The following is a 26475-nucleotide window of genomic DNA, read 5'->3' on the forward strand; positions in this document are numbered from 1 at the left end:
GTCCTCTTTGTCATTTCGACCGAAGCGCGCTTTGCGCGCGAAGTGGAGAAATCTTCCGTAGCTCACGATGAAACGACTTTGTAGAAAAGCATTCTCTCTCCTTTTCGTGTTGGCACTCACGACACCCGTCGCACTCGCCTCCGATGCCTGGACCGCCTACATCAACGCCGGCGACCACCAATTCCAAGACAACAAGCTCGACGACGCCGAAAAATCCTACCAAGATGCCCTCACCGACATCGAAGTCGAAGGCGGCATCAAACTTGCCTACACCCTTAATCGTCTCGCCACCATCCACCGCCTCCAGCACAAGTGGCAAGAAGCACTCGAAGAATCCCGCAGTGCCTTAACCATCTGGAATCAAAAACGCGGCGCTGCCTCACTTGAATCCGGGCGCACCATGACCGACTACGCCGAAGCATCGCTAAATTTGGGTCTACCTGCCGATACCGAAAACTACCTGCGCCAAGCGCTTGTTATAGCTTGCCGCCCCAAAAACACGTCCATGCTCGGCTCCCAATTCCAAGGTCGCAATCAATACGTCAATAACTTGATAAACGACCCATCAACAATCCCCGGCTCACCCGACGCAGCACGCGTCCTCAATGGCTGGGTGAATTACTATCTGGCTGGCGATCACTACGCCGAAGCAGAATCTCTACAAAAGCGCTCCATCGAAATGCTCAATCAATCATCCGGCTACGACAACTCTGCTATTTTCAGTCCACCCAGTGAATTTATTCCCTGGGGTGGCTCACCGGATTTAGCAGACGCCTACCTTAAACTTGCCGAAATCTATTGCATACAAAGCCGCTCGGATCTAGCCGACCCGTTTTTTACCAAAGCAATTGATCTACTAATCGACAAGCTGGGAGAGTCAGACAAACGCACCCAGGAAGCAATAGCAAAACGTCTGAAATGTCGCTAGACTAGAAAACCGACAGGTCCGTTACTAAATAATTTGCTGAACCGCAATAAGTACTAGTTTGTGGTTTAATGTCCGGATTGTCGATGCGGGTATTTAGTCATGTCCTATGCCAAGAATCTAGTTCAATTCGTTGAAAAGGAATTGAATGCAAAGCGCAATTCCACAAAAGCTAAAGAAATGGCCGCTTACATGAAGACGGACATGCCCTTTTATGGCGTCCAGAAACCAGAGCGCGAGCTTATCTACAAGCGGATCAAAAAAGAATTCAAACCGGCAAATTTCAAAGACTATGAGCAAGGTGTCCGGGCTCTCTGGAAATTAAAGCACCGCGAAGAGAAGTACACAGCACTTACCCTTGCCTGCCAAAATGACGAATTCATCACATCCAAATCAATGCCCTTGTTCGAAGACTTAATTCGCGAAGGCTCCTGGTGGGACTTTGTCGACGTTATTGCCGTCGATCTTGTCGGACGTGCATTACTCAAGGAACGCCAATCACTAAAGCCACTCATGTACGACTGGATAGAAGATGACGATTTCTGGATTAGACGTACGGCAATAATTTCTCAAAACAAGCACAAAAAAGAAACCGACGAAAAACAACTATTTGAATTTTGCCTTGCACAAACACACGAAAAAGAATTCTTCATTCGCAAAGCAATTGGTTGGGCACTGCGTCAGTACAGCTACAGCCAGCCACAAAGCGTGAAGAAGTTTCTGCAAGTCAACAAGCAAAAGCTATCGCCACTTAGCTATCGCGAAGGAGCTAAGCAACTAGTTCGTATTGGCACAATGAAGTAGGTTCCATTGTAATTAGAATCCGCTTCCGCTACTGCTTTCCGGTATTAGATCCGCGCGATTACGAGCTAAAAGAAAGTCTCTGAACATGTCTTTTACATCACGACCATTCATACTTATTACAGGCTCAAAACCAGAAATTCGATCCAAATACTGTGTGTTTTTATCAAGTGTTTTCGGTTTGCCGTTTTCATCGAATGCCTTCGCCGAAATTTCAACCTTCAGCCGAGTCGGTCCAACCTGTGTGTAGGTTTGCAAAAATTCGGATTGTATAGTCCATTCGATTTTTTCAGTCTTTCTATTTATAAATATGGATGTTATTCGAAACCGCAGAACAACACTATCATTTGTAATCTTTACAGGAGTTCTCTCTTTGCATAATTGAATTTCAAAAAGCGTATCGCGATCAACTTCCTCCCTGTAAGGAGCGCTATCGTACTGCCAAATGCCGCCCAGTCTATCTTGTTGCCAGCCCCATATTTCCGTCCGTCTGAGTACAGACGTATTTCTTGTCAAATCTGTTTGTCCAGTGCGATAATCATAACGATAGTAGCGCGTGATACTTTCAGTTTTGTATTTACCGGCAAACCATTGTGGTATCCAAAACCAATTGTTAGCTGTTTTATACTCGGGAAGAGCTTTGGCATCAAAAGTGGCACCCGCTGAAAAGCGAGAGTCTTCCGCCGGTAAGGATTCGCTATGCTCGGCAGAACCTTGCAACATTTGTGGTTTAGCCTGACGCAAATTACCCGAAAATTGCGAAGACGGCACAGAAGGCACATAGGTATCCATCTGCGCACCGGACATTGGCTTTAGTGAAGCCGGCTTGCTTTTCTTTGCAGCTGGAGGAGATACTTTTACCGGTGTCTTAGCAGCAACACCCGAAGAAAACAGAAACGGAATGATTACCAAACCAAGGCAAATGTACCTAATTATTCTCAACATTGAGTTTGGCACGTAATTCCTTGGCTCGTTCATGAAGCTTTTCTGCCTCGCTCGTCTGTTTCAAATCCATGAGAGTCTGAGCATAATCTTCCAGTGTATCAATCAACACTTCTTGTTTGCGCGGACCTTCGGCTTTTTCTACATCAGCCAGGGCAGTCTTAAACAAGGTAACCGCATCCTTTTGCTTGCCTTGCTTGGCATAACATTCAGCCAATTCGGATTGTGCCTCAGCTTTAATTACTTTGTCCGGATTAGTCAGCTTAGATTCCAAATCCAAGACTCGCTTATATGTTTTTTCCGCATCAGCAAATTTGCCTTCGGCGCGATAGTTGTCCGCAACCGACAATAAGACAGAAACCCAATTCTCAAAATCCGGGCTCAACTTGCCGGACTTCACCATATCTGTGCCCACTTTGGATTCCAAAAGTTGAGCAGCCCGCAAATAATGAGGCTCGGCTTCGGCATATTTGTTTTGCGCCGAATAGCATTTCCCCAAGGACTTCAAGCCTTCAATAAGATTGGACTCGCCTTGTCCCTTGTGATATTCCTGCTCGGCAAAATCTACCGCCCGCAGATATCCTCTTTCAGCAGAATCATATTGCTTGTCTTTAAAAGCCTGATCGCCAGCCGTGCTTGCAACTTCATAACCGTCCGGTTGCATGCAGCCGGCCAAAGTGGCAGAGATTGCCAGCATCACTCCCAAGCTGCGCAAGCCCTTAAATGCCCCCATGTGCCCTCACCTTTCTAACCGCCGACGACCCAATTCTATAGGTCTTATCGCCAATTGCCTACAGTTGCGGTTGTTTTACTACAGATGGATTGAGTCCGGGATAAATCCAGGGCGCGTCATAACCAGACATCACTTGCTTGGATGGGTCCGACCAATTCGGGAAAGTGGCTAAAAGGGCGCCAAACATAAACGCCAGCCAAATGGTGCGAGGCAAATTCGTGCTCATAGTAATCTCCTGGGGCTCTAGCAGAGCTATACCCAGGCGATATACGCGTTAACTACTTGATATCCGCGAGCTCTTCGGCTGTTGGCGGCCAGGCAAATGTAGCTTTCATTGAATTGACAAGCTTGGACCAAATGGATTTGCTGGACTGATGATCAGGCAACAGTCTGCCTTTCATGGCAGTTTCCAACTGACCTTCCAGATAGCCGATACGGAAGCTGGCGGCTTCTAACTTTGCCTGCTGTTCTTCCATCCGTGCCGTTGTCTCATTGACAAGCTTCAAAAGCGCGTCATATTTGGAATCTTCTTTAGACTCTTGGCTAGAGATCGATACCTGAGGAACTACCTCAATTACCTCGACAACCTCAGCTGTTATTACTTCTTCAACAACCGGCGATGAACCAAAAAACTGGTCGAGCCCATCGGTTGAAACTCTTGCCTTCAGCTCCGCTTGAGCCTGGGCGGCAAGTTGCCTGACCTTGACACCCATGTCTGCGCAACAGACGCAGCCGAAGGTTGAATGTGCTGGTTGTGCCATGCAGGCACTCTCCTTAGTAAGTCCTGACCCAAAATAGGTAAAGGAATTATGAAACATAAAGTAAAAACTGTCCAGAAATGTGTTTTTTATCTCTCTTGACTTGCCCATATACCAAGGGCGTGAGATACTAGTTCGGGGTCCGTAATGAGTGGACTACCCGGTGTCTAAATTTTGGTCCGCGACACTGACGATCTCTAATCAAGGTACGAATGAACACGAAACTATTTATAGGTAACCTAGCCTTCTCCGTAAGCGAAGCCCAACTTAAGGAAATTTTTTCCCAAGCTGGAACCGTTGTATCCGTTGCTATTCCAGTTGATCGCCAAACCGGCAGAAAGCGTGGTTTTGCCTTTGTTGAAATGAGCAGCCAAGAAGAAGCTGAAGCAGCAATCAGCCAATTCAATGGTCAAGCTATCGAGGGTCGTCAGGTCGCTGTTAACCCATCGCAGCCACGTGAAGCTGGCGTCGGCGGTGGCGGACGCAGTGGCGGTGGTGGTGGCGGTAAATTCCGTCGCGATCGCTACTAAAACCTAGCAATTCGAATTCAAGACTCAGGGACTGAAATTTACAATCCCTGGGTCTTATTCGTTAATAAGGTCGCCAATGGTCCAAGTACTCGTTTTAGACAATAAGGGCGCAAACACAAAACTGGCCAAGGAATTGCTTACTCCACTTGGTCATCAAGTGATTCCTGTCATCGGATCGTCCCTTGCTCTTTTCCTGGCGCACAAGAACTTGCCGGAGCTGATACTTTCTGACGCCGAATCATCTGACGGAACAGGTTTTGATTTCATTCGCGCCGTCAAATCAGATCCGGAACTAAGCGCAATTCCATTTGTGTTTCTTGTAAGCCAAAACGATTCATCACTGGAAGCTCAGGCACTAAAACTTGGAGCCGAAAAATTCTTGAAGCAACCAATGAAAGCAAATGAGCTTCTTCAAGAGATCCAACCTTATTTAAAGGAACGCAAATCCCTCCGCCCACCCGAAACCCCGGAATAAACTTCTTTTTTTTGTCATTCTGAGCGAAGCGAAGAATCTGCCGCAAAAAATCAGAGTCCAAGTTCAATAATCACAATCGAGTTAAATCCATGTCCCTAAACAAACTAATCGGCAAATCAATCAAATCAGCCAACAGCAGCCTAAACTCCTTCACCATCGAATTCACTGACGGTCAAGGCGCAGCACTTTCGCCCGAAGGCAGCGTCATTGATCCACAAGTTGCCCTCTCAGTTGTCCCAGCCGACAATCTTCCAAAGTCCAGCGAAGCAGTTTGCTCCGTCGACTGGAGTTGGATCTACGGCTCAACCATCGAGTCGGCCACAAGTGTAGACAGACGCATCCACCTAAGACTAAACCCAGCCGGACCACTCAATATCTGGTCCGCATTCTGGCAAGGCAAGCCCTTTCTGGCTTTCCAGCCACATAGCAAACCATAGAATTTATTTTCCCAATGGGAATTACCCCATTGAGGACGCCATTGTTTCGCACTATAGTCTTTTCCGTATAAAGAATAGATAGTGGCGCCGAAACATCTCTTCGGCAGCTACGCATTGTGTCGAACAGATGGCATCCGAATTTTCCGACAAGAGTAACCATCAGCAAGAAAGCGCCTTAGCCGGCATTTCCGACTCAATACTGCGCGGACTAACCACACCTGCTGAATTGTTCACACCATCTGCAAAACAAGACTTGTCCAACTTCCGAGAAAGCGCGCGCGACTACCTGAAGGACGGGCTAAAAACAGCCGCCATGTTCATGCGCGGAAAGACCGGTCTCATTTCCACTATCGCAACGCATTCACTCGATGAATGGAAACCAGCCGACAAAGAGCATCAAGGAGTCGATCTTGCCTTAGGTGCACTGAAGGGCGCTGCTCTCACTTACATTTTTCGGCGCACCGGCCAAACCGATTCAAGTATAAAATTCCTGCCTGAAAAATTATTGCCTAATCCAGCTTTGCATATTCCATTGCAGGCAGCAAAGCTAGGCCTATTTACCAGAATTCCGTCTGTTGGTCTTTCACGCTCAACATATTTTGATGACAACGACAAATTTGATCTTGCTCGAACAAGCAACATCCTATGCTCCAGCGCAGCGTCAATTCCATTTGACGTGACTGCAGGTATATTTACCCACGGGCTTGTAAAAGGCACAAACAAGCTAACTACAGACGCAGTGGCGCGCAGTCCAATGCTATCTACGATGCTCGTTGGTTCCGGCTACGGCATGTCAAATGGAGCAGCCAATGAAATTCTTCGTCAACAATCAGAGCAGCAACATTTCGACTTAACTAAATTCGACTACGCCAAAATTGCCAAGTCTGCATTGCTTCAGGGAGCAATCGACTCAGTAGCTGCAATTCCTGGTGGACATCAAGCCGAGCGAGAGGCACTCAAAACCTATCATCAGATGGACGCTGCAGAGCAAAAGGCAAAGGTTGTTCCGGCAGTTGAGAGGAATAGAACTCAAAAAGAAGAACCCTCGAACAACTACGAGGCAAAAAACATTGATTCTGATCGCTGCTGCATGCGCCAGAGAAAAGACAAAATAAAACCGGTAAGTTTCACACCGATTACAGAATCTCTGGAAAGTTTATCCAAAAGAATCGTTGACATTACCAAGGAACAAAGACCACTCAGGTATTATCACGAAAAATCCAATGAGCTGAAATACCGGTACCAGTACTTCGTTGTTCATCACTTGAAAGATCACACCACTGAGATTTGTGTGCCATCTACATTCAATATCAAGCTTCAAGATGTGCGACTCATGCGCCGCATTGAGGAAAAGGGCAGCCCAACAGCAACTCATAGTGACTCCAAAGCGTTACCGGAAGACTTGATTCCACATCTCGATGGGCTACCTAATAGTACGCTAGTAAAGGAAATGCGTTTACTTGATATGCCTTGTCCGGAAGAGCTGCAACAAGCCCACAGCATCTATGGTCCGGCTCTTGCAAGTGCAGACTCAAATGGAGTCATTGAATTGTACCGGCAAAACAACAATCCAGAGGTACTTCGCTCCATAACCAATCACGAGTATGCACATCTAGTCTCACATGCATTCGAAAGAGCTTATGATGCTTATGCATGCGCCTGCAGATTGGAACAGGCTCTTAGATATAAGATTGTAAATCACCGTGACTATGCCCAAAAGAGCGCAGAGGAGAATTTTGCCGTACATTTCGGTGAAGTACTAATCGATCCATCAGCACAAAACATGCTAAAGGCATTTCATTACGCCCCTTACCGCATGGCAGTATTGAGCAAAGCGCTTCATTGGACTCTCAATGAATTGCCTGAAGCAAAGGTAAGCAAATATCGCGAGTATTTCAAAGCAAGAGTCGACTTACTTGAAAAGCGTCTTGTGCCTGCAGTAATAAAACACCTTAGAAAGGAAATCAAAGAAAATGAACCGACAGCTCAGCAATTGAGACTGTTGGCATTTCTTGGCGGAGAAAAGGAAATCAAGTCCGTAGTAGACAGAAAAATTGGACTCAACGAGTTGTCGGATTATCTGATGGACGAAGGAAAATTCAGCGAAGCCGAACCTTTTCTAAAGGAAGAGCTGGAAATCTCAGAAAAGATCAATGGCATGTCCCATCCTATAACCAGAAGCACACTGGATACACTTGTCTCCAACCTTTGCATTCAAGGCAAACAGGTAGAAGCAATTCCCTATCTAGTGCGTCAATGGAAAATGGATTCGGAAAAAATGACTCCACAAAACTGGGAAAAAATCACATTCACACTGGACGAACTCCTCAGTGCCTATGAAGAACTGAATCACACAAAGGGACAAATCCATTGGCTTCGCCAACTCTTTTCTCATTTAAATACATCCTTTGATGCTCCTACAGCGATACATCAAAGAGAAGTTATTCAGAAACTGTTGAACCTGCTTCCGGAATCAGCGCAAAAGGAAAGAAGAAGGCTAAAGGATCAGGACAAAGTATTAGACATAATGTTCGAAGCAATGGGAATCAGCAATGCGCGAGGCTGATGTCTTGATCATTGGTGCAGGCGCTGCCGGCATGATGTGCGCCATCCAGGCTGGTCAGCGTGGACGAAATGTTGTCCTGCTTGATCACGCATCTAAGATTGGCAAGAAGATCTTCATTTCGGGCGGCGGACGCTGCAATTTTACAAACGTAAACACTAAGCCTGAATCTTTTGTGTCTCAAAATCCACACTTCTGCAAATCTGCCCTCTCACGCTTTACTCCCAGTGACTTCATCGCAATGGTAAAGAAGCATCGCATTGCCTTTCACGAGAAAAAGCTCGGACAGCTCTTTTGCGACGGCTCTGCACAGAACATAATTGACATGCTGGTAAGCGAATGTGAAGATGCCGGATGTCATTTTCAATTGGACTGCCGAGTCGAAAGCGTAAAGAAAGAAGACTCTTTTGTAATAACAACAAATAAAGGGACATTCACATCCGAATCCTTAGTCATTGCCACAGGCGGACTCTCCATCCCACAAATTGGCGCAACCGGATTTGGATACGATGTAGCCCGCCAATTTGGTTTGAAAATTGTCGAAACAAGACCTGCGCTCGACGGTTTCAATTTTGCTGACGAAGACATACGCGAAATGACCGAATTGACCGGTCTATCAATTGATACCGTCGTATCAGCAAACGGCGCTTCTTTCCGCGAAAACATCTTATTTACGCACACTGGTCTATCCGGGCCAGCCAGCTTGCAAGCATCGCTCTATTGGAACCCCGGCAAATTCCTCAGTATAAATCTATTACCGGGAATGGACGCCGAAGAATGGCTTTTAGAAACACGTCGCAGTGGTTCAAAAGTAGAACTAAAAAACATTCTGGCTGAACATCTACCCAAAAGATTTGCTGAAAAGTTCTGCAAACTCTATCAACCATCGGTACCAATATCTCAATTGTCCGATCAGAAGTTAACCGAACTGGCACAACTCTTACACGACTGGAAAGTAAAACCCGCACGCACCGTCGGCTACAAGAAAGCTGAAGTCACTCGGGGCGGAGTCGACACAAATGAATTATCATCAAAAACAATGGAAGCAAAGAAAATGCCCGGACTCTACTTTGTCGGCGAAGTCGTCGACGTCACCGGACAATTAGGCGGCTACAACTTCCAATGGGCATGGGCATCCGGCTACGCTGCCGGACAATACGTATAGATCGTCATTCTGTTTTGTAGGGGCGCTTTGCATGCGCCCTTTCTGATATTAATAGCCCATACTGGAAGCAGCACCAATACCGTCTTCCAGCAAGCCTTTTAAAAAACCAAACTTCGATTGCGGTTGCTGCAATTGCTGACTTGGTTGTATAGCACCACCGGCGTTTTGCTGCGCCTCTGCCAAATCAGATGGCGCCGGTCCACCTGCATACATCTGTCCTTGTGGCGTTATCGTTACATAAATTGCCTGACCAGTGCTCAAGTTAGTCAAGGTATACTGACCTGGTGGCATCGACGACATTCCCGGTTGTGACGGGTCAACAGGCCGCTGATTGGGAAAGTAAGGCGAGTATTGTTGATATTGCTGCGACGGAGCAACAGGAACAAACTGTGGTCTTCCATTCTGATACCCCTGGTAAGGCAAACTCGCTTGATACGGGTACTGTGCAATCGCCGGCGCGCAGACTATCAGCGACAGCAAAGTCAAAAGAACAAATTTCATTCGGCTTTCCTTTCCTTAGAATTCCAGCTTCCTTTCTTGTGCACCACCGTGCTCACCAACGTATGTATTCAATACAGTCATATTGGTGTTCACGCCGATCTTCTTGAGTTCAGCCATAGTTCTCGTGGCCATGTCTACTATTTGTTTCTCGCTAAGTCCGAGCTCTTTGGCGATCTTTTCAATTTTCTTCAATCCGTCTGCAGTTCCAAGAACAGCTTCGGTCATCATCGCCTTCATAAGATCATTGCTAAATGGATCTTTGATCCCAGATTCAAAACCATTGACCTTGTCCATTAACTGAGCCGAATCACCCTGATAAATTGTCGGACTAATTTCTGAAGCACCTTTACCCCAGCGCAATTGTTCTTCCATATTCAAAGACTGCAATGCATCCACTCTCAAAGCATCACGCTGATTCTCAACACGCAGCCTTTGATTCATTTCTGCTTCTTCCGAGGGTGAAATAAAACCCATACCATGTTTGGGTTCACTTCCTTCATACTCGTCACGCATTCTTTGTGTCATGTCAGCATAGTCTGAGGGTGAAATGAATCCCATACCATGTTTGGGTTCATCTCCATGCTTGTCATATTTGACTGGCTCTACAGTAAGTTGGTCGTCTTGAACATGTGGTTTTGAATGAGAATCCTTAGCGGCCGATTCTTTCAGCATGTTTTGAAAATCTTTGTACAACTCATCGGCGCTCGGTTGCTTAGTATGTTCAGCCTTGTCGATTGGCTTTGGACCCTCAACCTTATCCGACTTGCTGTGTTTATCCCCAACCATTATGAAAAGCCCCCGTGCTTGCCACTCATACTGGAATATACCCAGGTTGGCGCCCGATTGGACAGCGTTTAATGTTTCTCGAAAGCCGCTTTATCTTCCAGCGAAAGCATGCGCAGTGCGGGATCCGAGAGGAATCGTACAGGCATAATCGGGTCGAAAATAGTCGAGCCCAATCCAAGCAACCCTGTGCCATACTGATTGGTTTTAATGCCCAGTCTCCGATAAAGCTCTAAGCAAGCTCCAATACAGGTCCAGTGCTCTTTTGCTAGGCGACCAAAAAACAAGCCGAGCCAGTCGTAACCACTGGCTTTTGTTTTGGCCAATAGCCAATCTTTGGTGGATTGAGGTAACGGCAGATTAGTAATGAACTTAGTACGTTTTGCATTTCTTGCATCCCGCCAATGAGCATTTTCCAATAGCATCTCGTGAGCAATTGCAGCAGCTTGGTCCTTTTGTTCTTTCGTCCAGGCAGTGTTCAGTCGCAAGATAATGTAATAACCGGATTCTGCCGATGCACACGCAATTTCATTCAGAGGATTGAGCACAAGCCCGTCTTTCATGTACGAGCTAAAAGACTTCATGTCACCATTGGGTTCCTCAATAACCATTTCGCCGTGTCCTACACTTTCATGTAAGTTGGCGGCTACTCGTCCGCTAGTCAACATGAGATCACCAGCAACAAGTGCTTCAGCAGGTGGACTCAACCAGCAACCTAGGGGCAGAGGACCATGCCCTTGTTTTTCGTATTTAGCTCTATTGCGCCGATACTGAATAGCTACAACAGTCCAAGCGACAAATTCCAGTGCAGCAATTACCTTTACTTGTTCGTACATAGCTGCAAATACGGCAGCACCGGCAAGAAACATCCCCATGACCAGTGGAATTTCAACTTCTAGTCTGGACAAAATATCGTAATAAGTTTCAAGCAAATGCCCGATTTGCATTCTTGTCACGACAAGCCATGCGCCACTGACAATCACCGCGCCCAAACCAAAGCGCACATCCAAGCCGCCATCAAAAAATAGCCAAGTCAGGACAAGCAAACTCAGATAAATTACTGTTGTGGCAGATTTAACCAGCCGGTAACGCATTCTCAGACTCTAATTGGGATCCATGCAAAATGATATCCTGTAAGAGAGCATTTTGAGGAGTCTAAATATGCCAAGTTTAGATTGGATGTACCACCGCCGTGGTTGAATGACCTGCACGCGGGCGCAAGAGTTTCTTGCGCGAAACAAGGTGGAAGCAAAAGAGATAGTGGATGCCGGCAAGAAACTGGGCGAGCAAGAAGCCCTGAAGCTGGCCAAACAAGCAGATCATATATACGCTTCAAAAGGGACAAAAACCGTTCATTTTGATATGAAAGCTGACAAGCCAAGCAACGCTGACCTTCTGGCAGTAATGCTTGGACCGACAGGCAACTTGCGCGCGCCAACAATTCGCAAAGGTCGCACCCTCTTGATAGGCTTCAACCAGGACAACTACAAGAAGGTTCTTACATAGCTTTCAGATACGTTTACATGTCTTGTGTGCCGTTGTCCATGCGGCATACAATATTGGCGTGCATCGTCGGCGCTTACAGCAAAGGATAAGACCATGGAAGCTTTACGTTCCAGGATCCAAAGAGATGGCAAGCATTTAGGCAACGGCATTTTAAAAGTCGACTCGTTTATGAATCACCAAATTGACCCTATTCTCATGCGCGAGATAGGACAAGAATTCGCCAAACGATTTAAGCACTTAAAGCCAACAAGAATTTTGACTGCCGAAACAAGTGGTATCGCGCCAGCACTGTCAGCAGCGATGTCGCTGGAAATTCCTGTCGTATTTGCGCGCAAGCACAAGCCGGTAACAATGGGAGCACATCCATTTCGTCAATCGGCCGAATCACACACTCACGGTCGTCGTGTTGAATTACTTGTCTCACCTGAATACCTGACGCCTGATGATCGTATTTTGCTTCTAGATGACTTCCTCGCCACCGCCAGAACAATCAAGGCTCTCGTCAGACTAATCCAAGAAAGCGGTGCAACACTTGTAGGAATAGGCGCTGTAATAGAAAAATCATTTGAAGGTGGCCGTGCCGAACTGGCTGACCTCAACATTCCTGTTGAATCACTTGCTGTAATCGAAAAATTCGATGGCGATCAAATCATTCTGTCTAACTTGAGGAATTAAATCATGCAGTCACTTAAGCTAAAAACAGTAATTATTTCCGGACTGCTTGTAATTTTTCAACTAGCTCTGCCAATGATACCTGCCTCTTATGGCAAGAAGGTGACAGCTCATACAAAGCACAAAATCATAGAAGCAAATGATCGGCTGGGGCGAATACCGGCAGAAACCTGGAGAGATTCCGCAGTTCCACAACGAGCAATTCTATTGTGCATTCACGGTATGGGTCTTAACAGTCTAAGTTACGAAGCTTTTGCCCGCGAAATTGCTCAATACGGTATTGCCACTTATGCAATAGATGTTAGAGGCTTTGGCAAATATCTTGATCCCAAAGGTATGGGGCAAGTAGATTTTCAACAAAGTCTATTGGACATTCAAGAAGCGCTCAAAGATATCAATAATGATGAGCCGAACATGCCAATTATTATTCTTGGTGAATCCATGGGCGGCGCTATGGCGTTACAAGCAGCAGCCATTTATCCAGCGTTAGTGGATGGGCTAATCACATCCGTACCAAGCCACAAACGTTACAAAGAAAAACGCACAGCGGCAAAAGTTGTTGCCGGTGCTTTGCGCGGACCAAATAAAGCGATAGACATAGGCAAGACTATGGTCAAACAAGCAACTCAGGACGAAGATCTGCAAGTCGCTTGGACTGAGGACAGCACAAAAAGAACTCTTTTGACGCCAAAAGAACTTTTGTCGTTTCAGAAATTCATGAGCCAAAATCCAACAATGGCAAAAAGAATTACAACGACACCAGTGCTTATGCTTGTCGGCGTTCAAGATCAATTAGTCAAACAAGGTGGCAACGTAGACTTGTTCAACGCGATTGGCAGCAAAGACAAAAATCTCCTGATGATTGGCAACTCCGAACATTTGATGTTCGAGGAAGGCCAATTCAACGACGATGTGGTTGATTCGGTTGTTAACTGGATAAAAAAACATTGTCCGCAGCGCAGTAAAGCACTTGATTCTTAAAAGCAATCCTAATTAACGCAAGGAAATCACAATGAAACATTTGATATTCTCCGCTTTAGTAGCCCTCGGTGCGTTAAGCGGTCAGGCTATTATTCAGCCCGGAACCAATCTAGTCGGCGAAGGGATTCCACCAATAACTCAAGAATTGGCAAATTCCGTCGACAGCTACAGCCAGTTTCGCATGTCCAATTTGACAAGCTGGCATCCGACAAAACGCGAGTGTTTAATGGGGACCCGCTTTGGTGATACCACGCAAGTGCATTTATTGAAAATGCCCGGCGGCGCAAGAAAGCAGTTGACATTTTTTAGAGATGCTGTAAGTGGGGGATGGTTTGAGCCTACCAAAGGCGATTTCTTTATCTATTCCAAAGACTCCGGCGGCGATGAATTCTTTCAACTCTATCGATATGATCTAAACAGCCTTGAGATCACATTGCTGACAGACGGCAAGTCTCGCAACACAGGATGTTCATGGCAAAAGTCAGGCAAAGAAATTGCCTACGGCAGCACGCGCCGTAATGGTAATGACGTAGACATTTACGTTATGGATCCACGCAATCCAAAAACCAATCATATGGTGGCACAATTGGAAGGCGGCGGCTGGAGCGCCTCAGGGTGGTCCGACGACGGTCAGAAGATCGTTCTTGATGAAACCATCTCAGTGAATGAATCATATTTGTGGTCACTTGATCTCAAAACTGGCGAGAAAAAACTTCTCACCCCAGGAAAGAATCAAGATAAAGCTGCTTATGAAGGTGGACTGTTTAGTCTTGATGGCAAGACAATCTATACGGCAACTGATAGAAATTCCGAATTTGTCAGGCTAACTGCAATTGATGTTGCAACCGGCAAACACACTCCATTAACCTCCCACATAAACTGGGACGTAGATGGTTATACATTGTCTGATGACGGCAAACACATCGCTTACACGACGAATGAAGACGGTATCAGTGCATTGCATATTTTGGAATTAGCCACAGGCACCGACAAAAAGATCAATGAATTACCAATTGGCATGATTGGTGGTCTCGAGTGGCACCGAAACAATTACGAGCTTGGTTTTAATATCAACACGACCAAGGCGCCCACAAATATTTATTCTCTCGATATTAATAGCGGCAAAATTGAAAAATGGACCGACAGTGAAACCGGCACCATGAAGACCTGGGACTTTGCCGAGCCGGAGCTTGTTAAATGGAAAAGCTTTGATGGCAAGACTATTTCTGGTTTTCTATACAAGCCGCCGGCCAAGTTTCAAGGCAAGCGTCCTGTCGTAGTAAACATTCACGGTGGACCAGAGGGACAATTCCGACCATTTTTCCTTGGGCGAATCAATTACTACATCAACGAACTTGGAGTTGCCTACATATTCCCCAATATCCGCGGATCTTCCGGTTATGGGAAATCTTTTCTCAAGTTGGACAACGGCTACTTGCGACCAAACTCCTACAAGGACATTGATGCGTTGCTTGATTGGATAGCTGCCCGTCCCGACCTCGATGCCGATAGAATCATGGTCACAGGTGGAAGTTATGGCGGTCACATGACTTTGGCAATTGCCACCTTCTACCCGGATAAGATTCGTTGCGCTGAAGATATTGTTGGCCCCTCAAATCTCGTTACTTTCTTAACGAACACACAGGGTTACAGACGAGATCTTCGTCGCGTTGAGTATGGAGATGAACGTGATCCTAAAATGCGCGCCTTCCTGGAGAAAATTGCCCCAACCAATAACATCGACAAAATAAAAAAGCCTTTGTTTGTTGTACAGGGCAAGAACGATCCACGCGTGCCTGCCAGCGAGTCTTTACAGATGGTCTCGGCACTCAAAAAAAATGGCACTCCCATCTGGTTTCTGATGGCGGAGGACGAAGGACATGGCTTTGCCAAAAAGAACAACCAAGACTATCTCTCCTACGCAACAGCCGCCTTCATCAAGCAGTTTCTGCTCAACTAGCACAAAACTTACAGACGAATAATTCACCCTGCAGTCTGTGAGACTTGCGTGTGGCGCGACTTGCGTTATGCTTATAGCCATGCAGGTTCCAGTAAAAACACCTTCAAACCTGGGGAGCTACCTGCGCCAGCTCCGCTTGGCGCGCGGTTTTGATAGCGTAAGTGACTACTTACGCCGCTATCCTATGCCCATCACGGATACCTATTACAGAGATCTTGAAAACAGACGAAAGACAGTAAGCATCGAGACTTCAGAGCAGATCTGTAGCGCTCTCGAAGCAGACATTCATTCGTTTTATTACTATTATCTAAAGGACTTTCTGCCCGAAAACATCGTCGCTACGCTCTCGCCGCCTGCCAAAGCGCTGAGCGAACTGGCCGACACGCAGCCTGATAGTTGGTTTTATTTATATCTTCCCAACCAATTCCATGTGCTTGATGAGCGAACTAATCAGTTTTTCTCAGAGCGTTTAGACCTGTTTTCAGCCTTGCTCTTCATAGCTTGTAACAGTCCAGCCGGTGTCACCGATAAACAGCTAGCGTATTTTTTGACTACGAGTTCTATCGAGACTCCAGTAGACGAAGTGCTCCAACTCTTCGAAGACCTCAAGCTGATATCCATTTCAAAAACTACTCCAAGACGAATCACAAGCGCCAGAGTGCTGTTGCCCAAAGACTTGAATAAAGGACTGCGCAACAAATGGTTATTGGCGGAAACTGAGAACTCACTCAACAAATTACAAAATCCTGCGTCAAGGAAAGACGTCACTCTTCTGCGATTTGGTGTCAAGAAAATCCGCAAAGACAAATACAAAGCAGTATTATCCAGAGTTGCCGCCTTGATGAATGAAATACGTTTATCTAATTCCGGCATGAATGAAAACAGTCAGGCTTATTCATCTCAAATAGTTATCTCATCCAGAGTAGAGGCAGGCGACTAATGAAACATTCAGTTTCCTCTCACCTCGGTAAATTCTTGCTTGATCTGCGCCTTACACGTGGGCACCACAATATCAAAGCATACGTTCAAGAATACAAAGTCCCCATCAGCAGTACCTACTATCGGGATCTTGAATTAGGAAAAAAACAAGTAAGCACGGAAACTGCAAAGATTCTTTGTGACGCTCTTCAAGCTGACGAAAGTAGTTTTTACAACTCAATGCTGAAGGATATTATCCCAGCCAAAGCACTAAGCATGCTGACTGCCGCATCGATAACTGAACACGACGAGCTTGAAAAGCCTGACGTGTATGTTGAGAAGAATGTGGATAAGGCTCAGGTATTGGCCGAAGCACAAAAGTCATTTGATTTGCCGGTACACCCCGACGGGCTACACGAAGGCTGCACTCTGAGTCTCTATTCAGTTGGAGGCATCGATCGTCAAAATCTTCGATCTGTTCGCGACAGAATTACTCAACTTTGGCAAGAGCTGGAAGAATGTGATGCAGAGGAAGAAGAAGGAGATCCATTCTTCTGCATGGTTATTCTTTCAGCTAGACCTGAATACTCGCCTTCATAATTTAGGTTCAACAATTTCCACATGATCACCGATGGTAATTTTGCCTTCGCTTGCATGTGTAAGATTCTGTCCAAAGAGCACTTTGCCATCGCTGCGTCTAAAACCAGCAAGCGTTCTAAGTGGTTCTGCACCAGCTATTCCGCTGTCTTGATTTACCGTCGTAATAACGCAACGCGCGCATGGCTTAACGACATCAAACTCAATACCGTTAATCGCGATCTTTTTCCAGGTATCTTCCGCAAAAGGCTCCGTGCCGGACAAAACAATATTGGGTCGAAAGCGATTCATCGGTAACTCTTCGCTCAAACGTTGATTTAAGTCAGAAAGGCTCGCCTCTGTCAAAAGTAGAAATGGGAAACCGTCGGCAAAGCCCACTTGATCGTCAGCACGTTTCGCATATTTCCGGCTGACTTGCCTTGTGAATTCGGCATCGAATTTTACAAGGCGGACTTTTATATCGAGGAATTTGGAAAACCATCCAGCAGCTTCATCACCTTGATCAAGGGCGGTGCAATTATCATTCCAAACTCTAACCGGCACTCTTTGCCCACTTGCATCCAGACTCAAAGCAAATTCCATCATAGCCGGGGCATTTAATCTAATTTTCCCGGTCTGCTCATCAATGAGAGGTTTAATTAATGCCATTCTGGACAGTTCGCGTTGCGTCAAAAAATCACCGGCTTCATCAACAACCATCCATTGTCGGTCATATTTAATCCCGCGCGGACCAATCTCAGCCACTCTCAGTGAAGTACCGGCGCAGGACTTGACCGGATAGAAATAGAGCTGAGAAACAACAATTGCCATTGCTCAATTGTAGCCAACCAATCAGACAACGATTAACTTGACAACCATCCTTTAGATCTTTAGAGTACTCGGTCAGGGGTTTATCAATTTACACGGTCTATCAGCAATGGATTTGCTGGTCGGTCTTCTGCTATGCAACGGGAGAAAACGATGATTAAGCGAGCAAGAGTCTGGTCACTGTGGTCGGTTTTAACCTTCAGCCTTATTTCGCTGTTTACCTCACAGCCAGGATTCTGTCAGAGTTCGGAAAAGTTTGAGCTCAAGTTGCCGCAACAACTTCCAACGCAACGAGCACAGCAAACTGCCTCATACGAAGATGACTTAATCATGATCTCTCCAAATCCTGGAGCAGACAAGGATGATATTTCAGATGCTTTGAAAGAAGTGCACGGCACGATAGTCCACACTTTTGGCGCTGACGGACACATAGTGTATGTAGTGAAAACAGAAAAAGGCAAATTAGCCGAAACAGAAAAGACTCTAGGAAAAGACAAGAATTTTCACGGCATGCAGCGCTGCTATCGCAATGTGCTTCACGCAGTTTCAGTCCTACCGGCACCCAATGATCCTGTCTATGCTCAGGAATGGCATTTAAGGGCCATGCAAGCAATTACTGCTTGGAATATAAGCCAGGGTGCCGGACAAATCATTGGCGTTATCGACACGGGCGTCAACGCTTCAGGAAGAGATCTTTCCGGCAAAGTCTATCAGGGCTTTAACGGAATAACGTACTCAACGAATACAACGGACAATCATGGGCACGGCACTATGGTGTCAACAACCGCAGCGGCAATCACCAATAATGGTTTTGGTATTGCCTCACCTGCTTGCCGCAGTTATATTTACCCAACCTGTATTGCCATGGGCAATTACATTTCTGAAATTGCTATCGTCAATTCAATTTACAACGCTGGTTCACGCGGAGTAAAAATACTCAATATCAGCGCCGGTCCGTCAGACGGATCGTTTGGTGACAAGTCGAAACATCCTGCCTTACATGAAGCGTTGCAATGGTTCTACAGCACCAAAGGTGGCTTGTGCTTTATTGCCTCCGGTAATTCCGGTTATGCCGATCGTTATCCAAGACAGCCTTACATGATGCTTGTTAGCGCAATAGACAGCACCGGTATGCTTTCGTCGTTTTCCAATTACGGTAATACCACTTGGTTTACCGCACCTGGACGTGACATATTCTGCATCGACAACAAAGACAGACAAGTAGTTGTCGCCGGTACATCGTTTTCAGCACCACTTTGTGCGGCAGCGGCTGCCATGGTCTGGAGCGTCAATCCCAGGCTAAAAAATTATGACGTGCAAAACATTCTCACCAGCACCTGCTTGAAAGCGGCAAACTCACCCTCATGGAATATTTACTATGGATTCGGACTGCCGAACATTGACGCCGCAGTTGCCAAAGCCCGTCTATATTGACAAAGCCTGACCAGTAAATCTGTTATGATAGCCGGATATGACAATTCGGCGCTGTCTTAGTGTCTTAATTTCGTTATCAGCCTTGCTTGTGCATCCAGCTCCGGCACTAGCCACAGATGACGCGTCCAAGGAGACGCCAACTCCTACCGGTCTATACAAGCAAGCTTGGACGCTTGTCCATGACAGCTATTATGATCCAACCTACAATGGTCAAAACTGGGACAGATGGCAACATCGTTATGACGGCAAATTGAAAACGATGGAAGACTCTTACAAGGCGACAGAAACAATGCTGTCCAGCCTTAACGATCAATACACTCGCTTTCTGCAGCCGTCCGCATTTAAAGACGAGACAAATGCTATTGCCGCCAAAATGTACGGCATTGGATTGCAAATAGCACCGGATCAATCACAAAAGATAATCGTCGTAGCTCCCATGGAAGGAACACCGGCAGAACAAGCCGGCTTCATGCCACTGGATGAAATTATCGAAGTTGACGGCAAACCAACAAAAGGATTGTCAGCCAATGCGGTATCGCAAATGATCCGCGGTCCAATGGATACGCAAGTGACGCTGAAGATATTACGCAACGGCAAGGACTTCAAAACAATTACGCTCACACGCGCGGAAATCCACGTCAAGTCAGTGCAAACAGCAAAAATGCTCGACAGTGAAATAGGTTATTTCCGACTAAGCACCTTCATGTCGGAAACTGCCGGACAAGAAGTACGCGACGCCATTTCAAAATTATCGCCGGCAAGAGGTATCATTTTTGATTTGCGAGGCGATCCCGGCGGACTTGTCACCAATGCTTTAGATGTCTGCAACAACTTCCTCTTTGGCGGCATCATTGTCTCTACGGTTGATCGCAACAGCAAAATCAACTCCGCATTTTCGCAAGGTCATCCTTTTTACACCAAACCAATTATCATCTTAATAAACCATGGCTCTGCCAGCGCATCAGAAATTACAAGTGGCGCACTACGCGACAATCAACGCGCAGAACTTGTCGGCGAAACCAGCTTCGGCAAAGGACTCATGCAATCCGTTAACAAGTTGCCGGGCGGCTCAGGAATTCACATCACCATTGCTCGCTATTTGACTCCCAATGGAACAGACATAAACAAAAAGGGTATTACGCCTGATTACGAAGTAAAACTAAAACCGGATGACTATCGCCAAGGCAAAGGTCCCTGGTGGACAGATCCGGGAGGTCCGCTTGCCAAAAGAAGCCCTGAAGATCTCAAAGATATTCAGTTGCAAAAAGCTGTTGAAGTCTTGCGTGACAAACTTGACAGCAAACCAAGTGAATTTCCCCCAGTACCTGCCTTCTAGAGGAAATAACATGATTCGCAGACAATTTGGCCAATGCCGGAGCAGTCCATCTCGTATTGGATACGTCTGACATCAAATTGATAGATGCGAATTTTCCCGCACTTGATCACGACAAGCCGCCGGCTACTTTATAAACCACTCTAGCTAAAATTGCAGCCAAGTTTCGTCCCATTGAAATATCGTCTGAGGACAGCTGTCTGAATTGAAAATCTCAGATGGAAAGTTCTTTTTTGTTGGTGGCAAATCAGCCTGTGCAAAAAACTTTAACTCCAAACTTTCATCATCATTGATCTGCAAAGTGCCACCAACGATTTCACAAGTAAAGACAGCCACCATGTATTCAACAACATCACCGCTCGGATATGTATGCCTGAAGCCATCGGCACCACCAAACAGCCCGATTAATTTCGTTGGACGAACACGCAAGCCCGTTTCTTCATAGACCTCGCGTGCCAATGCTTGAGCCGGCTTTTCTCCAGGATCGACGCTGCCCGCAGGCAAACCCCACCAGCCGTCGTCTGCGCGACGCTGCATCAATATTTCACCTTTGTCATTGCGAATGACGCCGGCTACTCCCGGCATCAATAAAAGCGCATGCCCAACATGCTTCCGAACGCCCGCTAAATATTCAGATATCGGCACTGCCCGGCTCCTTCCAGGACCCAATTTCGGCAATTATACAGCCTTCACATGGGGGGATTTCCCATGACGATGCCCTTTCCTAAGTATTTCTGCCACAGACAGCGCCAAGAGCAGCTCCTAGACTAAGAAATCATGTTTGAAACGCTGAACCACCTATTGCACGATCTGCTCCACATACCGGATGCACAAGAAAGTCATCAAAAATTGCTTGATGACGCTGGGCATCGCTTGGAGAGGCGCGATCATATAATTCACTTCGGCAAGAGCGGTGACAGAATACCCGATGAATTCATTGTAGTCATCGATTCAAAATACGACCCCAGTTTAGTATTGAAAGACCTTGGTCTGGACAAATTGTCAGCCAACAGCAACCGTCATTTGAAAATTTATCGTCATGCCTTAAATGGCTTCGCCTGCCGTCTTACAGCAGAAGAGAAGCAATTGTTGAGGCATGATCCACGCATTCGCTACATGGAAGCGAACCAAGTAATTAAGTTAAACAAGAACGAACAATCTACTTGGACGACTCAAGATGACGAACAACCGCCACAAATAATTCCTCCAGGTATTGCTCGAATCGGCAAAACATTCAGCGGTCCGCCACACGACAAAGACGTCGACATCGCCATCATCGACACCGGCATTGAAAAGAATCATCCAGACTTAAATGTTTATAGAGATGTCACATTTGTTGAACGCACAACTAGTGGTAATGATGATCAAGGGCACGGCACTCGTTGCGCCGGAATTGCCGCAGCAAAAAATAACGAGATAGGCACAGCCGGTGTAGCCGAAGGCGCGCGATTGTGGGCAGTGAAAGTTGTCGATGCTACGGGTTCCGGAACGGTCGCCGATGTAATTTCCGGTATCGACTATGTAACCGAGCAAGTTGACGAAATTGAAGCGACAAACTTGAGTTTAGGTCTAAAGAAAGAGCACAAGGCATTTGCCGAAGCAATTAACAACTCTGTAGAAAAAGGCATGTGTTTCGGAGTTGCAGCCGGCAACAATAAGGAAGCAACCTATACCTGGACACCAGCTAATTTGCCGTCCGTATTGACGGTAACTTCCTACTGCGCCAGTGGTGAAAGACGCGGCAAAGGTCCGAAGGAAACCTGCGCGTACGATCCAACCGACACATTTGCCACAGACTTCTCTAATCACGATCCAAAAATTAAAGGCAATCCCGATATTGGTGTTGAGATAACAGCGCCAGGAAGTTGCATCTATTCAACAGAGCTCGGTCAAAGATACGGCACCGGAAGCGGCACCTCATTCTCAGCACCGGCAGCGACCGCTGCATTGGCATTAATTCGCGGCAAGCATCCTGATTGGAAACCCAGAGAGATCTATGCCGAAATCATACGAACAGGAAAGCCTCAAGATGACCCCGAATGGGGCATTACAGGTGATCCTGACGACATGCGCGAAAAATTATTGCATGTAGACGAATAACTTGATTAGCGAAAAGTAACTGGAGCCTATAGAGCTTTTCAGTCAAGCTTTTTACGTCGATTCAGGTAGAAACCATGACCGCACCGCCGACAACAGAGCTGCGCGATGCAATTGCCCATCACTGGGGAATTCATGAATTACGCCCCCTTCAGGAGCCGGCAATGCAGGCTGTCTTGGCAGGCAGGGACTCACTTGTCGTGATGCCAACAGGTGGCGGCAAGTCACTCTGCTATCAGGCGCCGGCAATCTTGCGCGAAGGACTTACCGTAGTTGTTTCACCACTTATAGCCCTCATGAAAGACCAGGTAGACGGTCTTATTTCATGCGGCATCAATGCCGTGCAATATGACAGCTCAAAGTCATTACAAGATCGCCTTGCACACGAGCAAGAAATTCGCCAGGGAAAAGTGCGCCTGCTTTTCGTATCACCGGAGCGGCTCGCGCAACCAGGATTTATAAGCTTGCTTGAATCCGTGACAGTAAATGCATTTGCAATCGATGAAGCGCACTGCGTAAGTCACTGGGGTCACGACTTTCGTCCGGAATACCGACAGCTAAAGGGACTGCAATACCATTTCCCTAACGCATCCTTCCATGCTTACACGGCAACTGCAACCGAGCAAGTGCGCCAAGATATTATCGAGCAGTTAGGCTTGCGCAACCCGGCAATTCTCATTGGTGATTTCGACAGACCAAATCTTACCTACAGAGTATTACCAAGATTTGGTTCTGTAACAGAACAGGCTTTGTCAGTCATCAATCGCCATCAAGAAGAAGGCGGCATTATTTACTGCCTAAGACGAGCGGACGTTGACAGTTTGTGCCAATCACTGAAAGAGGAAGGCGTAAAAGCTCTACCCTATCACGCCGGCATGGACGGGACTGATAGAGCCAAAACGCAAGAAGCTTTTATTGAGGAACGTTGCGACGTCGTTGTGGCAACGGTTGCCTTTGGCATGGGAATTGATCGCTCCAATGTGCGATATGTACTTCACACAGCCATGCCCAAATCTCTGGAACATTACCAACAGGAAGCAGGACGCGCCGGACGTGACGGCTTACCGGCTGAATGTGTTCTTCTCCATTCAGGAAGTGATTTCTTCTCCTGGAAATCCATGATTGAAAAATCCGCCTCTGAATCCGGCATGGACTCAATCTACTTGCAGAATGCAATTAAGCATCTAAACTCGATGGACAATTACTGCCGAATTGCCAATTGCCGTCACGGAATGCTCGTTAAGTATTTTGGACAAGATTTCGAAAAGAAGAATTGTAATTCTTGCGACATCTGCCTTGGTGAAACAGTTGCCGTAGAGAACGCGACCGAAGTAGCACAAAAGATCCTTTCGTGCGTTGCCAGGCTTAATGAGCGCTTCGGCGTAGGCTATGTAATTTCGATTCTGCGTGGCGAGAATTTGAAATCAATTCGCGAGAAAGGTCACGAAACACTCAGTACTTATGGTCTTCTAAAAGGTCACAGCCCGGATGAACTGCGTGACTGGATCTATCAACTTATCTTTCAAGATGCTCTTGCTCAAGAAGAAAAAGCAAACCTTGAAGGACGTACATTCAGTATTCTGCGCTTAACAAGAACTTCCTGGGAAGTTATGCGCGGCAATACGTCCGTCAACTTATCCAAATCAACAGTCGAGCGCAAATCGTCTGCAAAACAGAAGAAGGAAAAAGGCAGTCTTTCTTCAAGCGGACCAGATCAACAACTTTTCGAAGTATTACGCCAACTTCGTCGTCAGTTAGCAGACGAGCGCAATGTTCCTCCATATATCGTATTCAGCGATGCTACACTGCATGAGCTTGTGCGCATAAAGCCGAAGACCCTTTCGCAGATGCGCAGCATCTACGGTATAGGCGACAACAAACTTCAGCAATACGGCCGACAATTCATGGATGCAATCACAAATAATGGCTAGATGCATTTACCGGCAGACTAATTTTGTGCAAGCATTTAGCGGCACAAATATGTCGGTTTCGTGATCCATAGCTGAAATCCATTCAACTTCCGGCTCATAAATCCAGGCATGAATCTCCAGGTCTGCTCTATCTAAATTCTCTGCCCAGATTTTCAACCGTCTGACCATTTTGCTCAGCCAGTTCTGTTGTAAAAGACCTAATTTATATTTTGGTTTCCAATCGCTTTCATCTTCCTCATATTCACCGGCATCATCACCACCTTGGCTAGGTGAAGAACAGCCAAAATGCTCACAAAGACTATGTGCGCAGATAACCAGATGTTTGATGTTCCGGTTGTCTTGCAGCAGTCGGGCAAGAATCTGCCCATCGCTGGAGTTAGAGATGTCCGGGATTGCTCCCGGTGATCGCATTGCCACAAAGGGTCCCAGAAAATAATTGACTGTCTTAGTCGGCAATTCATCTAGTTGTGTACAAGTAACTATCAGTGTATTCACGGGGCTGCCTGAATATCCAGGAAGCTCCACATGCCCGCAGCATTTTCTCATTGGTAGAACCTCTACTTATTTGAACCATTCCTACAGGACCCGTCTGCACTAGTCCAGTGGGACTAGAAACGAATCCACGGCACCATTAGAGATTTGAATGGATCAAATAAGTAGACTGCAGTACAAAAAACAGAGCGGTAAATTGTAATAAGACTCATTGGCGCCGACAAGGTTATCGGGCAACTGAATTAGCTTAACCAGCGGCACAATCCATTGTTTGGCAATAGTTGCCGATACAGCAGGACGTGGGCTTAACTGGTTTTTGTTATGCGAGGTGTGCGGTAAAGCTTGTTCTAAGTCTTCTCGATCGCTTCTCTCCTGCTTATCAAGCGACTCGTTCTCTTGAATTACGGCAGTGAGCTCCAACTGCTCGATTGGCTCAGATAGTAATGCAGCAACAAGCTGGGCATTGCTGGACTCTATTTCAAGCGAGGTAAAAATGCACAAAAATGCTGATACAGCGACAAGGACAAGCGTCCAGTATCCACTAACAGTCCTTTTGGATAGATTTCTTGAGGGGATACGCATTTCCAACACTCTGAGGACTAACTAATGTCATGCTAACACATCAGGATATCGCAATATGTTAATAACTACTAGTTGTGAGCCCGATTATAATGTCAAGCCTGTCTATCCTTACGGCTTCTTGTGCCTTTGGGTGGGCTCTTTTGAATGGCATCCTGGCTCCACAGGTTGGCTGCTAATTCAATGGCATCAAGCATTCTGGCAGATTCAACTTTATCCGGACTTACAAAAGTCAGGCACTGTTTAATAATGTCGGCCAGCTGGCTGTGGCGTAAGTGATAGTGAACATGTTTGCCTTGGCGCCGCTCAATAACCATACGATTGGCGCGCAAAACACCCAAATGCTGTGAGACCAGGGCGTGAGGAACTCCAAGAGCCGCTTGCAATTCATTAACCGTCAATTCGCGGTCACGCAACTCTTCTACAATCTGTACACGAAGCGGGTTTGAAAGCGCTCCAAAAAATTTCGCTAGTTCAGTGGCTACCAGCCGTCTTTCAGTCATCACATTAAATTAATTAGTCTTCGACGTCATTGTATCAGGTCATTCTTTTTAG

Annotated in this window: 29 protein-coding genes; 17 read left to right on the forward strand and 12 right to left on the reverse strand. The window is 46.4% G+C overall.

Annotation, left to right across the window (positions count from 1 at the left end):
• Window positions 1–67: 67 nt before the first annotated feature.
• Both K2Y22_02355 and K2Y22_02360 read left to right on the forward strand, forming a co-directional pair.
• On the forward strand, window positions 68–928 hold the full coding sequence (locus K2Y22_02355; GenBank protein MBX9877276.1) for a tetratricopeptide repeat protein: 861 nt from the start codon (window positions 68–70) through the stop codon (window positions 926–928).
• A 99-nt stretch (window positions 929–1027) separates the two neighbouring features.
• Complete coding sequence (locus K2Y22_02360; GenBank protein ID MBX9877277.1) at window positions 1028–1729, forward strand: DNA alkylation repair protein; 702 nt, start codon at window positions 1028–1030, stop codon at window positions 1727–1729.
• Between the two features lie 12 nt (window positions 1730–1741).
• On the opposite strand, the gene K2Y22_02365 is transcribed toward K2Y22_02360, so the two are convergent.
• From K2Y22_02365 to K2Y22_02380, 4 genes are read right to left on the reverse strand one after another with little or no spacing between them, the layout of a single operon-like run.
• The gene (locus K2Y22_02365; protein MBX9877278.1) at window positions 1742–2704 is read right to left on the reverse strand and encodes a hypothetical protein; all 963 of its coding nucleotides are present in this window, start codon (window positions 2702–2704) and stop codon (window positions 1742–1744) included.
• The gene (locus K2Y22_02370; GenBank protein MBX9877279.1) at window positions 2655–3401 is read right to left on the reverse strand and encodes a tetratricopeptide repeat protein; all 747 of its coding nucleotides are present in this window, start codon (window positions 3399–3401) and stop codon (window positions 2655–2657) included. The genes K2Y22_02365 and K2Y22_02370 overlap by 50 nt, the downstream gene beginning before the upstream one ends.
• Window positions 3402–3459: 58 nt before the next feature.
• The gene (locus tag K2Y22_02375; protein ID MBX9877280.1) at window positions 3460–3627 is read right to left on the reverse strand and encodes a hypothetical protein; all 168 of its coding nucleotides are present in this window, start codon (window positions 3625–3627) and stop codon (window positions 3460–3462) included.
• A gap of 52 nt (window positions 3628–3679) precedes the next feature.
• Window positions 3680–4162, reverse strand: a complete 483-nt coding sequence (locus K2Y22_02380; protein MBX9877281.1) for a hypothetical protein — start codon at window positions 4160–4162, stop codon at window positions 3680–3682.
• A gap of 209 nt (window positions 4163–4371) precedes the next feature.
• Here K2Y22_02380 and K2Y22_02385 point away from each other — a divergent pair, with 209 nt between their 5' ends.
• From K2Y22_02385 to K2Y22_02405, 5 genes are all read left to right on the forward strand, one after another.
• The gene (locus K2Y22_02385; GenBank protein ID MBX9877282.1) at window positions 4372–4689 is read left to right on the forward strand and encodes an RNA-binding protein; all 318 of its coding nucleotides are present in this window, start codon (window positions 4372–4374) and stop codon (window positions 4687–4689) included.
• Window positions 4690–4765: 76 nt separating this feature from the next.
• The gene (locus K2Y22_02390) at window positions 4766–5164 is read left to right on the forward strand and encodes a response regulator (protein ID MBX9877283.1); all 399 of its coding nucleotides are present in this window, start codon (window positions 4766–4768) and stop codon (window positions 5162–5164) included.
• 89 nt (window positions 5165–5253) lie between these two features.
• Window positions 5254–5601, forward strand: coding sequence for a hypothetical protein (locus tag K2Y22_02395; GenBank protein ID MBX9877284.1), 348 nt, complete (start codon window positions 5254–5256; stop codon window positions 5599–5601).
• A gap of 127 nt (window positions 5602–5728) precedes the next feature.
• Window positions 5729–8167, forward strand: coding sequence for a tetratricopeptide repeat protein (locus K2Y22_02400; protein MBX9877285.1), 2439 nt, complete (start codon window positions 5729–5731; stop codon window positions 8165–8167).
• Window positions 8154–9329: an NAD(P)/FAD-dependent oxidoreductase gene (locus tag K2Y22_02405; GenBank protein ID MBX9877286.1), complete on the forward strand. Its 1176-nt coding sequence runs from the start codon at window positions 8154–8156 to the stop codon at window positions 9327–9329. Before K2Y22_02400 ends, K2Y22_02405 begins: the two co-directional genes overlap by 14 nt.
• A gap of 48 nt (window positions 9330–9377) precedes the next feature.
• On the opposite strand, the gene K2Y22_02410 is transcribed toward K2Y22_02405, so the two are convergent.
• From K2Y22_02410 to K2Y22_02420, 3 genes are all read right to left on the reverse strand, one after another.
• Complete coding sequence (locus K2Y22_02410) at window positions 9378–9830, reverse strand: hypothetical protein (GenBank protein ID MBX9877287.1); 453 nt, start codon at window positions 9828–9830, stop codon at window positions 9378–9380.
• 15 nt (window positions 9831–9845) lie between these two features.
• Window positions 9846–10616, reverse strand: a complete 771-nt coding sequence (locus K2Y22_02415; GenBank protein MBX9877288.1) for a hypothetical protein — start codon at window positions 10614–10616, stop codon at window positions 9846–9848.
• Between the two features lie 68 nt (window positions 10617–10684).
• Complete coding sequence (locus K2Y22_02420) at window positions 10685–11707, reverse strand: hypothetical protein (protein MBX9877289.1); 1023 nt, start codon at window positions 11705–11707, stop codon at window positions 10685–10687.
• Between the two features lie 106 nt (window positions 11708–11813).
• Between K2Y22_02420 and K2Y22_02425 the strand changes: the two genes are divergently transcribed.
• The 6 genes from K2Y22_02425 (at window position 11814) to K2Y22_02450 (ending at window position 17250) form a co-directional block, all read left to right on the forward strand.
• Window positions 11814–12119, forward strand: a complete 306-nt coding sequence (locus tag K2Y22_02425) for a hypothetical protein (protein MBX9877290.1) — start codon at window positions 11814–11816, stop codon at window positions 12117–12119.
• A 93-nt stretch (window positions 12120–12212) separates the two neighbouring features.
• Window positions 12213–12794, forward strand: a complete 582-nt coding sequence (gene xpt, locus K2Y22_02430; GenBank protein MBX9877291.1) for a xanthine phosphoribosyltransferase — start codon at window positions 12213–12215, stop codon at window positions 12792–12794.
• Window positions 12795–12797: 3 nt separating this feature from the next.
• On the forward strand, window positions 12798–13772 hold the full coding sequence (locus tag K2Y22_02435; protein MBX9877292.1) for a lysophospholipase: 975 nt from the start codon (window positions 12798–12800) through the stop codon (window positions 13770–13772).
• 31 nt (window positions 13773–13803) lie between these two features.
• Window positions 13804–15732 carry a S9 family peptidase gene (locus K2Y22_02440; protein ID MBX9877293.1) on the forward strand — a complete coding sequence of 643 codons (1929 nt, stop codon included), beginning with the start codon at window positions 13804–13806 and terminating at the stop codon, window positions 15730–15732.
• A 184-nt stretch (window positions 15733–15916) separates the two neighbouring features.
• Entirely contained in the window at window positions 15917–16672 is a 756-nt protein-coding gene (locus K2Y22_02445; GenBank protein ID MBX9877294.1) for a hypothetical protein, read from the forward strand.
• The gene (locus K2Y22_02450; GenBank protein ID MBX9877295.1) at window positions 16672–17250 is read left to right on the forward strand and encodes a hypothetical protein; all 579 of its coding nucleotides are present in this window, start codon (window positions 16672–16674) and stop codon (window positions 17248–17250) included. The genes K2Y22_02445 and K2Y22_02450 overlap by 1 nt, the downstream gene beginning before the upstream one ends.
• Here the strand turns inward: K2Y22_02450 and K2Y22_02455 are convergent.
• Window positions 17245–18057 (reverse strand): MOSC domain-containing protein, encoded by an 813-nt coding sequence (locus K2Y22_02455; protein MBX9877296.1) that lies wholly within the window; start codon window positions 18055–18057, stop codon window positions 17245–17247. The genes K2Y22_02450 and K2Y22_02455 overlap by 6 nt on opposite strands.
• Before the next feature lie 150 nt (window positions 18058–18207).
• On the opposite strand from K2Y22_02455, the gene K2Y22_02460 reads away from it, so the two are divergent.
• Window positions 18208–19488: a S8 family serine peptidase gene (locus K2Y22_02460; protein ID MBX9877297.1), complete on the forward strand. Its 1281-nt coding sequence runs from the start codon at window positions 18208–18210 to the stop codon at window positions 19486–19488.
• A gap of 37 nt (window positions 19489–19525) precedes the next feature.
• Complete coding sequence (locus K2Y22_02465) at window positions 19526–20824, forward strand: S41 family peptidase (protein ID MBX9877298.1); 1299 nt, start codon at window positions 19526–19528, stop codon at window positions 20822–20824.
• Between the two features lie 144 nt (window positions 20825–20968).
• On the opposite strand, the gene K2Y22_02470 is transcribed toward K2Y22_02465, so the two are convergent.
• Window positions 20969–21466, reverse strand: coding sequence for an NUDIX domain-containing protein (locus tag K2Y22_02470; GenBank protein ID MBX9877299.1), 498 nt, complete (start codon window positions 21464–21466; stop codon window positions 20969–20971).
• Window positions 21467–21598: 132 nt separating this feature from the next.
• Between K2Y22_02470 and K2Y22_02475 the strand changes: the two genes are divergently transcribed.
• Both K2Y22_02475 and recQ read left to right on the forward strand, forming a co-directional pair.
• Entirely contained in the window at window positions 21599–22921 is a 1323-nt protein-coding gene (locus tag K2Y22_02475) for a S8 family serine peptidase (protein MBX9877300.1), read from the forward strand.
• A gap of 74 nt (window positions 22922–22995) precedes the next feature.
• The gene (gene recQ, locus K2Y22_02480; protein MBX9877301.1) at window positions 22996–24849 is read left to right on the forward strand and encodes a DNA helicase RecQ; all 1854 of its coding nucleotides are present in this window, start codon (window positions 22996–22998) and stop codon (window positions 24847–24849) included.
• Between the two features lie 6 nt (window positions 24850–24855).
• On the opposite strand, the gene K2Y22_02485 is transcribed toward recQ, so the two are convergent.
• From K2Y22_02485 to K2Y22_02495, 3 genes are all read right to left on the reverse strand, one after another.
• Window positions 24856–25344: a hypothetical protein gene (locus K2Y22_02485; protein ID MBX9877302.1), complete on the reverse strand. Its 489-nt coding sequence runs from the start codon at window positions 25342–25344 to the stop codon at window positions 24856–24858.
• Window positions 25345–25497: 153 nt separating this feature from the next.
• Window positions 25498–25923 carry a hypothetical protein gene (locus tag K2Y22_02490; protein MBX9877303.1) on the reverse strand — a complete coding sequence of 142 codons (426 nt, stop codon included), beginning with the start codon at window positions 25921–25923 and terminating at the stop codon, window positions 25498–25500.
• A gap of 92 nt (window positions 25924–26015) precedes the next feature.
• Window positions 26016–26426: a metalloregulator ArsR/SmtB family transcription factor gene (locus K2Y22_02495; protein ID MBX9877304.1), complete on the reverse strand. Its 411-nt coding sequence runs from the start codon at window positions 26424–26426 to the stop codon at window positions 26016–26018.
• Window positions 26427–26475: the final 49 nt, after the last annotated feature.

This window comes from Candidatus Obscuribacterales bacterium (assembly GCA_019744775.1).
Classification (GTDB): Bacteria; Cyanobacteriota; Vampirovibrionia; order Obscuribacterales; family Obscuribacteraceae; genus SBAT01.